Origin of the sequence: Calothrix sp. PCC 6303 (assembly GCF_000317435.1) — a bacterium.
Lineage (GTDB): Bacteria > Cyanobacteriota > Cyanobacteriia > Cyanobacteriales > Nostocaceae > PCC-6303.
This window is the reverse complement of sequence record NC_019751.1, coordinates 5,250,624-5,263,876: the sequence shown is the minus strand read 5'-3', so window position 1 is coordinate 5,263,876 and position 13,253 is coordinate 5,250,624. Positions and strand designations below refer to the sequence as shown.

The following is a 13,253-nucleotide window of genomic DNA, read 5'->3' as shown; positions in this document are numbered from 1 at the left end:
ACACTTGGTCAGAATATAATGAGCGATCTACAAAATTTTCTGGATATTGCCACAGCAGCAGCTTTAGCTGGAGGTGAGATATTACAGAGTTACTTGGGTAAAGTTGAAAATGCGATCGCTCAAAAGGATCGTCCTGGTGATTTAGTCACGATTGCTGATAAAGCTGCCGAAGCTGTAATTCTGGATCATTTTCAGCGTCATCTTCCGGAACATGCAATCCTAGCTGAGGAATCGGGTGCTTTGGGTAATCAAACCAGTAAATACCTTTGGGCAATTGATCCTTTGGATGGAACGACAAATTTTGCTCACCAATACCCAGTTTTTGCTGTTTCCATTGGTTTATTAATTGATGGTGTCCCCCAAGTTGGAGTCATTTACAACCCTTGCCAAAATGAATTATTCCAAGCAGCGACAGGTTTAGGAGCAAAGCGAAATCAGCAATCCATCCAAGTTTCTCGAACATCACAGTTAGATCAAAGTCTACTGATAACTGGTTTTGCCTACGATAGACGTGAAACCACTGATAATAACTATGGGGAATTTTGTCATCTCACACACATAACTCAAGGTGTACGCCGTAGTGGTTCCGCTGCTCTCGATTTAGCTTATGTCGCCTGTGGTCGTATCGATGGTTACTGGGAACGAGGTCTTTCTCCTTGGGATATGGCGGCAGGTATTGTTATCGCTAGAGAAGCTGGAGGAAGAGTTACAGCTTACGATGGTAGTGATTTTCAAATGACATCTGGGCGAATTTTAGCTACCAATGGCTACATTCACGATTCCTTGAGCCAAGAGCTAATCAAGGTTACACCACTGACAGTACGGATAAATACTGGTAGTTAAACTTATAGCTATTTTAAAGAAGGGAAGTAAACTAGAAAGATTAATGGATACTTTTTTCTTTATGTCGTTATATGTCTTTAAAAATAGATCGCGGACTATTTAAATATGATTTCATAGATTATCACGCAATTTTGTGTGTTCCCGTGGATATAGATCCGAAAGAGCTTCGTAAACGGTATCTCAAAATTGCGCGACGTTTGCATCCAGATAGCCAGATATCTGCTGATGCACAGGAAAAACAATTGGCAAGCGATTTACTTTCTAAGTTAGTGAATCCCGCTTATGAAAAGCTTTCCCAAGAACGAATTCGATCTGAATATAATATTGTTTTGGCACAGATGGGTAAACGCCTAGTGCAAGAATCAGCTTCCATTGAATTAAACACCGAAGCTGCAAGGCAACTAGCTGCTGCACCCAATGTTGAACTTCTATATAAGAGCGCGATCGCTAAAGTTGCCCAAACCCAGTATGACAACTTATCCAAAGCCATCCCAATTATTGCCCATGTCAGTGAGTTAAATTTAGTGTATTTAATGCGAACTGCGGGAAAAAAATTTGCAGACTCTCAACTGACAAAATCTAATACTCAAAATACAAGTGCAAATACACAAGCTACGCCTCCACCAGTTCCCGAAACCCATGAAGAGTCAGTAGTATCCCAATATCTACGTCGCGCCCAAGAATTGATGACAAAGAATCAATTAGTACAAGCACGTATTGAATTACAGGATGCAATTAAGCTTTCTCCTAATAATAGTCGCTGTCATACCTTGATCGGAGTGGTCTATTTGAAGCAAAATCAAGTGACAATGGCAAAAGTACATTTTGATCGCGCCCTACAGTTAGACCCCAATGATCAAACTGCATCAGAAGGGAAACGTAAAATCGAACATGTTCTGGGAAATAAGCCTGGTGTTTCCAAGCAAACCGCTTCGGCAACTCCTGTGGCAAAACAACCAGATAAGTCCGAGGGTGGCGGTTTGTTTGGCGGTTTGTTTGGTGGAAAGAAAAAATAATTTATGGTTTACCAACCAGCAGCGGGAGCACGCGATTTGCTACCGCTCGATGTAGCTCAAAAAAGCTGGATTGAAGACAAGTTACAGCAAGTATTTCACCGTTGGGGTTATCACCGAATTATCACCTCTACTTTAGAGCGGATGGATACGCTGATGGCAGGGGGCGCAATTCAAAGCCGTACAGTCATTCAATTACAAAATTCTGAAGACGAAGAGTTAGGTTTACGTCCTGAACTGACCGCTTCCATCGCTCGTGCGGCTGTAACGCGGATGCCAAGTGCTAACTACCCTCATCGCTTATACTACAACGCTAATGTATTTAAGCGAACCCGTGAATCAAAACACAACCGTCAGCAAGAATTTTACCAATCAGGTGTAGAGTTACTTGGTGGTGGCGGTTTACTAGGTAACGCCGAAATTTTACACTTAGTCGCAGATTGTTTAAAAAATGTTGGCTTAAATGATTGGCAATTAATTTTAGGTGAAGCTGGAATTACGCGATCCCTTTTAGAAGCTTTCCCTAGTAATTTACGGTCTCAAGTCCTGAATGCGATCGCTCACCTAGACCGTATTGCGCTAGATAATCTAGCGCTAAATAACGAGCTACGACAACGAGCGCAAATCCTAATGGATTTACGTGGAGAGCCTCAGCAAGTGCTGCAAAAACTTCAACAGCTTAATCTCGATTCATCTCAGCATAAAGCTGTTGAAAATTTAAAGTCTTTAGTGGAATTACTCGCATCAGGCGAAAACATCCCGATTATTCTCGATCTGAGCCTAATTCAAACTATCGATTACTATACGGGTATAGTCTTTGAAGTTGTAAATACAACAGAAGGTAAAACACGAGTAATTGGGCGTGGAGGTAGATATGACAAGCTTTTATCACTCTATCATCCCCAATCAGAAAACATTACTGGTATTGGATTTGTCTTTTTAATCGACGATTTATATCAAGTAATATCAACATCATCCCAACTACCACAGGTAACACCCGCTACCAACTGGTTAGTAGTTCCAGAAAATACCCAAGTATATGCTGCTGCCTTTGCCTACAGTGCCAAATTACGCGACTCGACCCATCTAGTTCGCGTTGAAATAGATTTGGGAGAAAAAGACGAAGTAGATATTCGGAAATATGCACGCGATCGCAATATCAGCCAGATTGCTTGGATTCAGTCTGATGGGACTCCCAGAATTGAATCTCTATCCTGAATCAATAAAACTCAAACCTCTCGAAAAACTATCAAAGGGGAAATAGCAGTACTCACTTTCCGAGTAGACAGGTCGCTTACGTGTATTGTCTTACAACACAGTGGCTTATGTAGGGCTTGCTGTTCGCGCAGCGTTAGCTGTAAAAATCTTCTAGTGAGGGCAGGGAACTCTTAACAGGCAACAGTTTTACCCTTATTTTTTCCGTTCTTTTATACTCTAATCAATCTGAATGCAAGCTTTTTAAATCTCAAACCCTTATTTCCTTGCACTGTCCACCGAGAAAAAATCCCGAAAGTGTTGATACATAAATGTTTTATAGTTATTCAGCAAGCCCTATATAACTAGCAAACTAACACCCTATCAATACTTTCGGGCAAAGCATAACTAATTTCTGGAGATGTTCAATCAACATCAAACCCTCTTCATTAGGGTTTTCCACTCAAAATAATCGTCTAGCAAACAGGAAATTGAAAACATGCCACACACAATTGTGACAAATATCTGTGAAGGAATTGCAGATTGCGTAGATGCTTGCCCAGTAGCTTGTATTCATGACGGACCAGGAAAAAACACCAAAGGAACCGACTGGTATTGGATTGACTTCTCCACTTGTATAGACTGCGGCATTTGTTTACAGGTTTGTCCTGTGGAAAATGCAATTTTGCCGGAAGAACGACCTGATATGCAAAAAACCCCATCATAAAAAATCAACCTCCATAACTTCTACGACTACTAGTCTGACATCACCTCAAGCCTTGATATCAAAAGAATTAGGGGATTGGGAGAAAAAAAGTAAAAAAAGGGGTTGACAAGGAAATAGGCATAGGCTAAGTTAGATAGGTGCGAAACGGCAAACGCAACTGCCGAGCGCCAACCGAACCGAGAAAAAGTAATAGCTTGAAAAGAAAAGACAAATCCTCGTCAAAAAGATAATGAGAAGTCAAAAGGCAAAGCCTTGAGGACGAGAGATTCAGAAGCTTTGAAAGAAGAAAAAGAATTTCAGAAGAGCTAAACAAACGAATTTGATTTTGTTTTGAACAAAACGGAGAGTTTGATCCTGGCTCAGGATGAACGCTGGCGGTATGCTTAACACATGCAAGTCGAACGGGCACTTTAGGGTGTTAGTGGCGGACGGGTGAGTAACGCGTGAGAATCTAGCTCTAGGTCTAGGACAACCATTGGAAACGGTGGCTAATACTGGATGTGCCGGGAGGTAAAAGGCTTGCTGCCTAGAGAAGAGCTTGCGTCAGATTAGCTAGTAGGTGTGGTAAGAGCGCACCTAGGCGACGATCTGTAGCTGGTCTGAGAGGACGATCAGCCACACTGGAACTGAGACACGGTCCAGACTCCTACGGGAGGCAGCAGTGGGGAATTTTCCGCAATGGGCGAAAGCCTGACGGAGCAATACCGCGTGAGGGAGGAAGGCTCTTGGGTTGTAAACCTCTTTTCTCTAGGAAGATAATGACGGTACTAGAGGAATAAGCATCGGCTAACTCCGTGCCAGCAGCCGCGGTAATACGGAGGATGCAAGCGTTATCCGGAATGATTGGGCGTAAAGCGTCCGCAGGTGGTTTTAAAAGTCTGTTGTTAAAGCGTGAGGCTTAACCTCATAAGGGCAATGGAAACTATAAGACTAGAGTACGTTCGGGGCAAGGGGAATTCCCAGTGTAGCGGTGAAATGCGTAGAGATTGGGAAGAACACCGGTGGCGAAAGCGCCTTGCTAGGCCGTAACTGACACTGAGGGACGAAAGCTAGGGGAGCGAATGGGATTAGATACCCCAGTAGTCCTAGCCGTAAACGATGGATACTAGGCGTTGTCTGTATCGACCCGGACAGTGCCGTAGCTAACGCGTTAAGTATCCCGCCTGGGGAGTACGCACGCAAGTGTGAAACTCAAAGGAATTGACGGGGGCCCGCACAAGCGGTGGAGTATGTGGTTTAATTCGATGCAACGCGAAGAACCTTACCAGGGCTTGACATGTCCAGAATCTTGCTGAAAGGTGAGAGTGCCTTAGGGAGCTGGAACACAGGTGGTGCATGGCTGTCGTCAGCTCGTGTCGTGAGATGTTGGGTTAAGTCCCGCAACGAGCGCAACCCTCGTCCTTAGTTGCCATCATTAAGTTGGGAACTCTAGGGAGACTGCCGGTGACAAACCGGAGGAAGGTGGGGATGACGTCAAGTCAGCATGCCCCTTACGTCCTGGGCTACACACGTACTACAATGCTACAGACAATGGGAAGCTACACAGCGATGTGATGCGAAACTCAGAAACTGTGGCTCAGTTCAGATTGCAGGCTGCAACTCGCCTGCATGAAGGAGGAATCGCTAGTAATTGCAGGTCAGCATACTGCAGTGAATTCGTTCCCGGGCCTTGTACACACCGCCCGTCACACCATGGAAGCTGGTAGTGCCCGAAGTCGTTACCCTAACTGCTTGCAGAGGGGGATGCCTAAGGCGAGACTGGTGACTGGGGTGAAGTCGTAACAAGGTAGCCGTACCGGAAGGTGTGGCTGGATCACCTCCTTTTAGGGAGACCTACCCAACTTGAAGTGAATGAGGTTCAATGAATCTTCGGATGAATAGAGCCAGAGAATTCACATGAAGATGGTCATTCCTAGGTCGTTCGAGGAAAAAAGTCATATAATCTAATCAAGCTATTAACGGTATCGGTAAAAAACTAACCGAGATTGAAGTCAGCACCTAAGTTCATCAGTGACAAAGAACTAATGAATCGGAATGCTGAGTAATGACTCAGTAAAGAACCATGAAAACTGCATAATAGAAGCGAAAAAGGTAGGTAGTACGAGAAGCTTGAGAGCACTAAGGTGTGATTGAGTGAAATCGGAAACAGACAAAAGGTCAAAGGAATAAGGGCTGACGGTGGATACCTAGGCACGCAGAGGCGAAGAAGGACGTGGTTACCTACGAAAAGTTCCGGGGAGTTGGAAGCAAGCGTTGAGCCGGAAATGTCCGAATGGGGCAACCCAGAATACTGCCACCTGAATATATAGGGTGGAAAGAGCGAACCTAGCGAACTGAAACATCTTAGTAGCTAGAGGAAAAGAAATCAAAAGAGATTCCCAAAGTAGTGGTGAGCGAAATGGGAAGAGCCTAAACCAGAATGCTTGCATTGTGGGGTAGTGGGACAACGAGATGGAATCAGAAGGTTAGACGAAGCATTGAAAAGATGCACCAGAGAAAGTGAGAGTCTTGTAGTCGAAAGCTGAAAGATACTAGTTGAATCCCGAGTAGCATGGAGCACGAGAAATTCCATGTGAATCAGCGAGGACCACCTCGTAAGGCTAAATACTACTGCGTGACCGATAGAGAACAAGTACCGCGAGGGAAAGGTGAAAAGAACCCCGGGAGGGGAGTGAAAAAGAACATGAAACCGTCAGCTTACAAGCAGTGGGAGTCTGATTAAACGGATGACCGCGTGCCTGTTGAAGAATGAGCCGGCGACTTATAGGTACTGGTGGATTAAGCTATTAAGTAGCGAAGTCAAAGGGAAACCGAGTCTGAGAAGGGCGTTAATCAGTATTTATAGACCCGAACCCTGGCGATCTAACCATGTCCAGGATGAAGCTTGGGTAACACCAAGTGGAGGTCCGCACCGACTGATGTTGAAAAATCAGCGGATGAGGTGTGGTTAGGGGTGAAATGCCAATCGAGCCAGGAGCTAGCTGGTTCTCCCCGAAATGTGTTTAGGCGCAGCGGTTACGAATATAGCTTGGGGGTAAAGCACTGTTTCGGTGCGGGCTGGGAGACCGGTACCAAATCGAGACAAACTCAGAATACCAAGTGAACATGTAGCCAGTAAGACGGTGGGGGATAAGCTTCATCGTCAAGAGGGAAACAGCCCAGACCGCCAGCTAAGGTCCCCAAATCAACGTTAAGTGGCAAAGGAGGTGGGAGTGCACAGACAACCAGGAGGTTTGCCTAGAAGCAGCCACCCTTGAAAGAGTGCGTAATAGCTCACTGGTCAAGCGCTCCTGCGCCGAAAATGAATGGGACTAAACGTTGTACCGAAGCTGCGGACTTGTATTTAGGTATAAGTGGTAGGGGAGCGTTCTATAAGAAGAGAAGCATTAGCGGCAAGCAGGTGTGGATTTTATAGAAGTGAGAATGTCGGCTTGAGTAGCGCAAATATTGGTGAGAATCCAATACCCCGAAACCCCAAGGGTTCCAGAGGCAGGTTCGTCCACTCTGGGTTAGTCGGGTCCTAAGGCGAGGGCGAACGCCGTAGTCGATGGACAACGGGTGAATAATCCCGTACTAATTTATGTTTGTGCAGAGGGACGGAGAAGGTGAATGTCAGCCGGATGTTGGTTACCGGTTTAAGTGTCAAGGTGTTGAGAGACGGAGAAAACGTCTTGAGTTGAGGCATGAGTACGACCTGCTACGGCGGGGAAGTGGCATAATCTAGCTTCCAAGAAAAGCTCGGTGGCACGTTAAGCATAAATTACCCGTACCCGAAACCGACACAGGTGGGGAGGTTGAGTAAACTAAGGGGCGCGAGATAACTCTCTCTAAGGAACTCGGCAAAATGGCCCCGTAACTTCGGAAGAAGGGGTGCCCATAGCAATATGGGTCGCAGTGAAGAGATCCAGGCGACTGTTTACCAAAAACACAGGTCTCCGCGAAGTGTAATCACGAAGTATGGGGGCTGACGCCTGCCCAGTGCCGGAAGGTTAAGGAAGTTGGTCAGGGTAGAAATATTTGAAGCTGACGACTGAAGCCCCGGTGAACGGCGGCCGTAACTATAACGGTCCTAAGGTAGCGAAATTCCTTGTCGGGTAAGTTCCGACCCGCACGAAAGGCGTAACGATCTGGATGGTGTCTCGGAGAGAGACTCGGCGAAATAGGATTGTCTGTGAAGATACGGACTACCTGCACCTGGACAGAAAGACCCTATGAAGCTTTACTGTATCCTGGAATTGGGTCCGGGCTTGGCTTGCGCAGGATAGGTGGGAAGCGTAGAGTATATCCTTGTGGGGATATAGGAGCTAACGGTGAGATACCACTCTGGCGAAGCTAGGATTCTAACTGATGACCATAATCTGGTCAGAGGACATTTTCAGGTGGGCAGTTTGACTGGGGCGGTCGCCTCCCAAAAGGTAACGGAGGCGCGCAATGGTTCCCTCAGCACGGTTGGAAATCGTGCGGCGAGTGTAAAGGCAATAAGGGAGCTTGACTGCAAGAGATACATCTCGAGCAGGTACGAAAGTAGGTCTTAGTGATCCGACGGCGCAGAGTGGAATGGCCGTCGCTCAACGGATAAAAGTTACTCTAGGGATAACAGGCTGATCTCCCCCAAGAGTCCACATCGACGGGGAGGTTTGGCACCTCGATGTCGGCTCATCGCAACCTGGGGCGGAAGTACGTCCCAAGGGTTGGGCTGTTCGCCCATTAAAGCGGTACGTGAGCTGGGTTCAGAACGTCGTGAGACAGTTCGGTCCATATCCGGTGCAGGCGTTAGAATATTGAGAGGAGCCTTCCTTAGTACGAGAGGACCGGGAAGGACGCACCGCTGGTGTACCAGTTATCGTGCCAACGGTAAACGCTGGGTAGCTATGTGCGGAGTGGATAACCGCTGAAAGCATCTAAGTGGGAAGCCCACCTCAAGATGAGTATTCTTTTTACTTTAAGTAAGTAAGGTCACGGGAAGAACACCCGTTGATAGGCTCGAAGTCGAAGTTCAGTAATGGATGTAGCTCACGAGTACTAATAGACCGAGGCTTTGACCTTAACTAATTATTCGCTTCTATATGCAGTCTTCATGGTTTTTCCAAAACAGGAACAAAACCATACAGATTTCCTGGTGCTGATGGCGTGGTGGAACCACACTGAATCCATCCCGAACTCAGAGGTGAAACGCTACTGCGGCAACGATAGTTGGAGGGTTGCCTCCCGCCAAAATAGCTCGGCGCCAGGTCTATTTTTATGAGGTAAAGCTCTTATTATATATAATAAGAGCTTTATTTTTTATGCAGGGAATACAAGGTAATCAATATTATACCAATTTGAAAAAACAATGCGACAGATAGATATTTGTAGAGACGTAGCACTGCTACGTCTCTACTGTTTGATGTGTTGCAATCATTATTTGAATTGGTATTACCTTTTTATTAAGCTCCTAGAAGCATCTATTTAAGACGTAGAGGGGTATAAACCATAAAAATGGCTAAAACCTTGTTTCAACTCAAAATGCTGGAATTGTTTGTAGAGCCTGGATTGTAAGCCCTGTAAGGGTTAATTAAATTTTCGGGTCAAAAATGAGCGAACGCTGAGTATTTAATCAAGCCAGAAAGAATTATCGACTTGCTTTTTCAACTTGGGAAGGGAAGATTGGATAAAAGTTCCAATCCAAGTGGATATGGCTATACCAACTCACCAAAGCTGATTTAATTTATATTCGTCACTGTGCTAAAGACCGACTAAAACTATCTATAAATATGCATCATCGTTGGAGAATTGGTATAAACCTGCTCTATAGATTTAAAATTTAACTACAAGCTGAAATCTACAAGCTGCCAATATTTGTCAGTCCTAAAAGAATACCAGTACCAATAATATGACCAAAAGACATCGCAGCGATAAAAGCTGGAATACTAATTGGCAGTAATGGCATTTTCAATCCAACTTTTGGATTACTAATACGAAAAGATATTAGTAGAGATAAAAAGCAACAGGCGCTAATTATAATTGCAGTTGTTGGAGTCCAAGTAGGTGTTGCTGGAACGTTTGTGCTTACTGTTAAAAAAAATAATGAAACCAACTTTGAGTCTCCTTTGGGGAAAATAATTCAACTAAGAAAATTATAGAATGTATAATTATAAATTATATTATTTGTCAGATAAATTAAAGTTAATGTTAATACTGTGCAATTACTTGAAGCTTATATGAGAATTAAAATTTGTGGTATAAAATATCGTGACCAGGGAAAGTTTATTGTAGATATCGGTGCAACCGCACTGGGCTTTATTTGTGTTCCTCAATCGCCACGTTTTGTTAATGCTGAACAAATTAAATTAGTTACCGAAGTGATCCCCAAACACATTGATAAGATAGGAGTTTTTGCAAATTCATGTGTTGAAAATATTAGGAATGTGGTTATTAATTCCGATTTAACAGGTATTCAATTACATGGAGATGAATCAGTTGATTTCTGCATATCTTTGCGTGAAAGTTTACCAGGTATAGAAGTTATTAAAGCATTACGAATTCGTGAGATTGGTGATCTAGAAAAAGTAGCTATATATAAAGATTATGTAGATTATCTGCTATTAGATGCTTATGATGGACAGCAACTTGGTGGAACTGGAAAGACGATAGATTGGCAGATTTTAAAATACTTAGAGCCAGGAATTCTTTGGTTTCTAGCGGGGGGTTTAAGACCAAATAATATTGTTAAGGCTTTGATTGAGTTAAAACCTAGCGGAATCGATTTATCTAGTGGTGTAGAAAGTTCACCTGGTAATAAAGATTTAGAAAAAGTTACTCAACTATTTGAACAACTTTCTCAGGTGAACATCAGTAAGTGAGCAAGTCCTATTTATAGTGATGCTTAATAAAGGGAGTAATTACAATAGATTTTATCTTAGTGAAGTACACCCACCGACTAGGCTGTTGACTTTGATGAGACTTACCCATTTTTTATTGATACAGTTTTGGTGTCATCATCGATGAAGCAAATTAAAAAATCGCTATTAGGTATAATTGGCACGCAAAGCCTGTTGGCATTGAGTTTAATGACTATTTCAGGCGTTTTCAAGATACCTTTTTTTCCTGACGTGCCGTTTTTACTCAATAGCAAAAAATCATTTAAAGAACACCAGCGCTCGACATGATTGTCAGTTCGTCAACGACAGCTTGTTGGGGTAATAGTGCGGTATATAGAATTGATTGAGCAACAATTTCAGGGGTCAGCATATGTGAACGGTCAAAATTAGCTTTAACGGTGGGTGTATCCCACAGTTCGGTGTTAACTGAACCAGGACAAATTGCGGTGACACGAATACCGTGTTGACGTTCTTCTTGAGCAAGTGTTTGGGAAAGGGCAATTAATCCGGCTTTACTTACGCAGTAAGCCCCCCAATTTGCGAATGCTTGCTTTCCGGCAATGGAGACAATGTTGATAATTGTTCCTCCAGTAGGGTAGTCCTGTTTTAGAGAGGTTGCGCGAGCCTTACGGGAGGAAAGCCGTTCGCGCATTCCAGGTAATACACCCATGATGCACTGAAAAACACTAGTTAGATTTAGGTCAATTACTTGCTGCCAATCAGCTAAAGGAGTGTCGCACAATGCTCCTGTGTATCCGATGCCAGCATTATTGACTAGAATATCAATACCTCCAAAATCGGCTGCTACAGAACTTATCTGAGCTTCAACTTGACCAATATTACTTAAATCAACTGTATATACTTTTGCGTCTACTTCCGTGTGTTTTACGGTTTCAGCGACAGCCATTAACTTATCTGTGGAACGGCTAACTAAAGCGACGTCTATTCCGGCTTTTGCAAATGCCAAAGCCGTTGCTTTTCCAATTCCGCTAGTTGCCCCCGTAATTAAGGCACGTTGCTTGTACTCACCACTCATATGGTTTCCTTTTTTTGGCGGTTATTGGTAAATCAGGGGGTTAAAAGTTTGACTTTTCAACGTAATTAACCCGACCGAAGATAATGATAAAGAAATAGGGATTTTATTTCTAGCAACTGCTGTAGGGCATTGCCAAGAGCTAAAATCTTGGTTAAATTTGATAAAATTCTTTAGATTCAAAGAAATTGATTGGCTGAAAAAAAGACTGTTTGAAAACCGTCACGCCAAGTTTATCAAAGGTTGTGGGATTTCTATGGAAGCAGTTTTCCCGTAATTAGATAAGCTGTTAAGCGCCTAATTTGTATATCTAAAGCGGGCAAGACTTCGGCGTGAGCGCTCAGTCCTTACCTCCGGTACACTTCGTTCCGACAGGCTCAGGAAGCATCGAACGCTGTCTACACCATAAAGGTTATAGTTTTTGAATTTATATAATTTAGCTGCGTAGCAGCTTATCACTCAAGCAATGAAGTTAATCATTATGTTTAACAAAATGGAAAAATGCCTATGTTAGTTAGAGATTGTTATAAATCTTAACTAACTACAGGCAATTATAGCATTTCTATTGTGCGCTGAATATTTTCGCTGGGTGATTAATGGGTTACTTCACTAAAAACGCCGATGCGACGGAATTTTTCGTAGCGCATTTGTCTTAGTTCTTGGGGAGCATAGCGATTAAGCTGATCTAAGTTATCTAAGAGTGCTGCTTTGAGAGTTGCCGCAGCTTTGATGGGGTCGGAATGTGCTCCTCCTAGAGGTTCGGGTAAAATTTGGTCAATGATGCCGAGATTTTTGAGGTCGTGGGAGATGATTTTTAGAGCAACTGCGGCTTGGGGGGACTTTGCCGCATCTTTCCAGAGTATGGCTGCACAGGCTTCGGGTGTGGCGACTGTATAGACTGAGTGTTCAAACATCATCAATTTATCACCGACACCGATACCTAATGCACCACCTGAACCCCCTTCACCGATGACAGTGCAGATAATGGGGACATCAAGGCAAAACATCTCTCGGAGATTGTATGCGATCGCTTCTCCCTGTCCTTGGTATTCTGCCTCAACTCCCGACCAAGCACCAGGTGTATCAATAAAAGTAATGATTGGCATTCGGAATTTATTGGCATGTTCCATAAATCGTAATGCTTTACGATAGCCACCAGGAGAAGCCATACCAAAATTCCGAGCAATATTATCTTTAGTATCACGTCCCTTCTGATGACCCAACATTACCACGGGCTGACCGTTTAAACGACCGACACCACCAACTAGAGCCGGATCATCACCACCACAGCGATCGCCATGTAACTCCATCCATTCATCGCTAATCGCCTGGATATAGTCTAGAGTACTTGGTCGGCGGGGATGACGGGCAACTTGCAACCGTTGTGAAGGTGATAAACTACTAAAAATTTCCTCTCGCAGTTGCAAAGCGCGTGTTTCTAGTTGACGAATTTGACCAGATACATCAACATTGTTTTCCTCTGCTAGTTGACGAATTTGCTCAATACGGGTTGCTAGTTCGGCAAGAGGTTTTTCAAAATCAAGTAGTAGTGGTTTACGCTCGGTAGTTGCCATATTCAGGAA

The 13,253-nt window shown here is 43.9% G+C and carries 8 protein-coding genes and 3 rRNA genes; 8 read left to right on the top strand and 3 right to left on the bottom strand.

The annotated features are described in order from the left end of the window. Nucleotides 1-18 precede the first annotated feature (18 nt). The 7 genes from CAL6303_RS21340 to rrf all read left to right on the top strand — a co-directional run bounded on the left by CAL6303_RS21340 (nt 19) and on the right by rrf (nt 9,010). Complete coding sequence (locus tag CAL6303_RS21340) at nt 19-843, top strand: inositol monophosphatase family protein (RefSeq protein ID WP_015199905.1); 825 nt, start codon at nt 19-21, stop codon at nt 841-843. A 71-nt stretch (nt 844-914) separates the two neighbouring features. Further along, complete coding sequence (locus CAL6303_RS21335) at nt 915-1,859, top strand: J domain-containing protein (protein ID WP_015199904.1); 945 nt, start codon at nt 915-917, stop codon at nt 1,857-1,859. A 3-nt stretch (nt 1,860-1,862) separates the two neighbouring features. Continuing rightward, nucleotides 1,863-3,074 (top strand): ATP phosphoribosyltransferase regulatory subunit, encoded by a 1,212-nt coding sequence (locus CAL6303_RS21330; RefSeq protein ID WP_015199903.1) that lies wholly within the window; start codon nt 1,863-1,865, stop codon nt 3,072-3,074. Between the two features lie 475 nt (nt 3,075-3,549). Beyond that, nucleotides 3,550-3,777, top strand: coding sequence for an indolepyruvate ferredoxin oxidoreductase subunit alpha (locus CAL6303_RS21325; protein ID WP_015199902.1), 228 nt, complete (start codon nt 3,550-3,552; stop codon nt 3,775-3,777). A 336-nt stretch (nt 3,778-4,113) separates the two neighbouring features. Further along, nucleotides 4,114-5,601 (top strand): 16S ribosomal RNA (locus CAL6303_RS21320). A 331-nt stretch (nt 5,602-5,932) separates the two neighbouring features. After that, nucleotides 5,933-8,823 (top strand): 23S ribosomal RNA (locus CAL6303_RS21315). Nucleotides 8,824-8,892: 69 nt separating this feature from the next. Continuing rightward, nucleotides 8,893-9,010, top strand: a 5S ribosomal RNA gene (gene rrf, locus CAL6303_RS21310). Together the 16S, 23S and 5S rRNA genes form the textbook arrangement of a ribosomal RNA operon. A 588-nt stretch (nt 9,011-9,598) precedes the next feature. Here the strand turns inward: rrf and psaK are convergent. Continuing rightward, nucleotides 9,599-9,853, bottom strand: coding sequence for a photosystem I reaction center subunit PsaK (psaK, locus tag CAL6303_RS21305; protein ID WP_041739836.1), 255 nt, complete (start codon nt 9,851-9,853; stop codon nt 9,599-9,601). A 124-nt stretch (nt 9,854-9,977) separates the two neighbouring features. Here psaK and CAL6303_RS21300 point away from each other — a divergent pair, with 124 nt between their 5' ends. Next, nucleotides 9,978-10,619, top strand: a complete 642-nt coding sequence (locus CAL6303_RS21300; protein WP_041740833.1) for a phosphoribosylanthranilate isomerase — start codon at nt 9,978-9,980, stop codon at nt 10,617-10,619. A gap of 280 nt (nt 10,620-10,899) precedes the next feature. Here the strand turns inward: CAL6303_RS21300 and CAL6303_RS21295 are convergent, their stop codons facing one another. Both CAL6303_RS21295 and CAL6303_RS21290 read right to left on the bottom strand, forming a co-directional pair. Beyond that, nucleotides 10,900-11,673: an SDR family oxidoreductase gene (locus CAL6303_RS21295; protein ID WP_015199900.1), complete on the bottom strand. Its 774-nt coding sequence runs from the start codon at nt 11,671-11,673 to the stop codon at nt 10,900-10,902. Nucleotides 11,674-12,263: 590 nt separating this feature from the next. Next, nucleotides 12,264-13,244, bottom strand: a complete 981-nt coding sequence (locus tag CAL6303_RS21290; protein WP_015199899.1) for an acetyl-CoA carboxylase carboxyltransferase subunit alpha — start codon at nt 13,242-13,244, stop codon at nt 12,264-12,266. Nucleotides 13,245-13,253: the final 9 nt, after the last annotated feature.

Coding starts and splice junctions, on each gene's coding strand:
- CAL6303_RS21340 (WP_015199905.1), top strand. CDS start 19: ATGAGCGATCTACAAAATTTTCTGGATATTGCCACAGCAGCAGCTTTA.
- CAL6303_RS21335 (WP_015199904.1), top strand. CDS start 915: ATGTCTTTAAAAATAGATCGCGGACTATTTAAATATGATTTCATAGAT.
- CAL6303_RS21330 (WP_015199903.1), top strand. CDS start 1,863: ATGGTTTACCAACCAGCAGCGGGAGCACGCGATTTGCTACCGCTCGAT.
- CAL6303_RS21325 (WP_015199902.1), top strand. CDS start 3,550: ATGCCACACACAATTGTGACAAATATCTGTGAAGGAATTGCAGATTGC.
- CAL6303_RS21300 (WP_041740833.1), top strand. CDS start 9,978: ATGAGAATTAAAATTTGTGGTATAAAATATCGTGACCAGGGAAAGTTT.
- CAL6303_RS21295 (WP_015199900.1), bottom strand. CDS start 11,673: ATGAGTGGTGAGTACAAGCAACGTGCCTTAATTACGGGGGCAACTAGC.
- CAL6303_RS21290 (WP_015199899.1), bottom strand. CDS start 13,244: ATGGCAACTACCGAGCGTAAACCACTACTACTTGATTTTGAAAAACCT.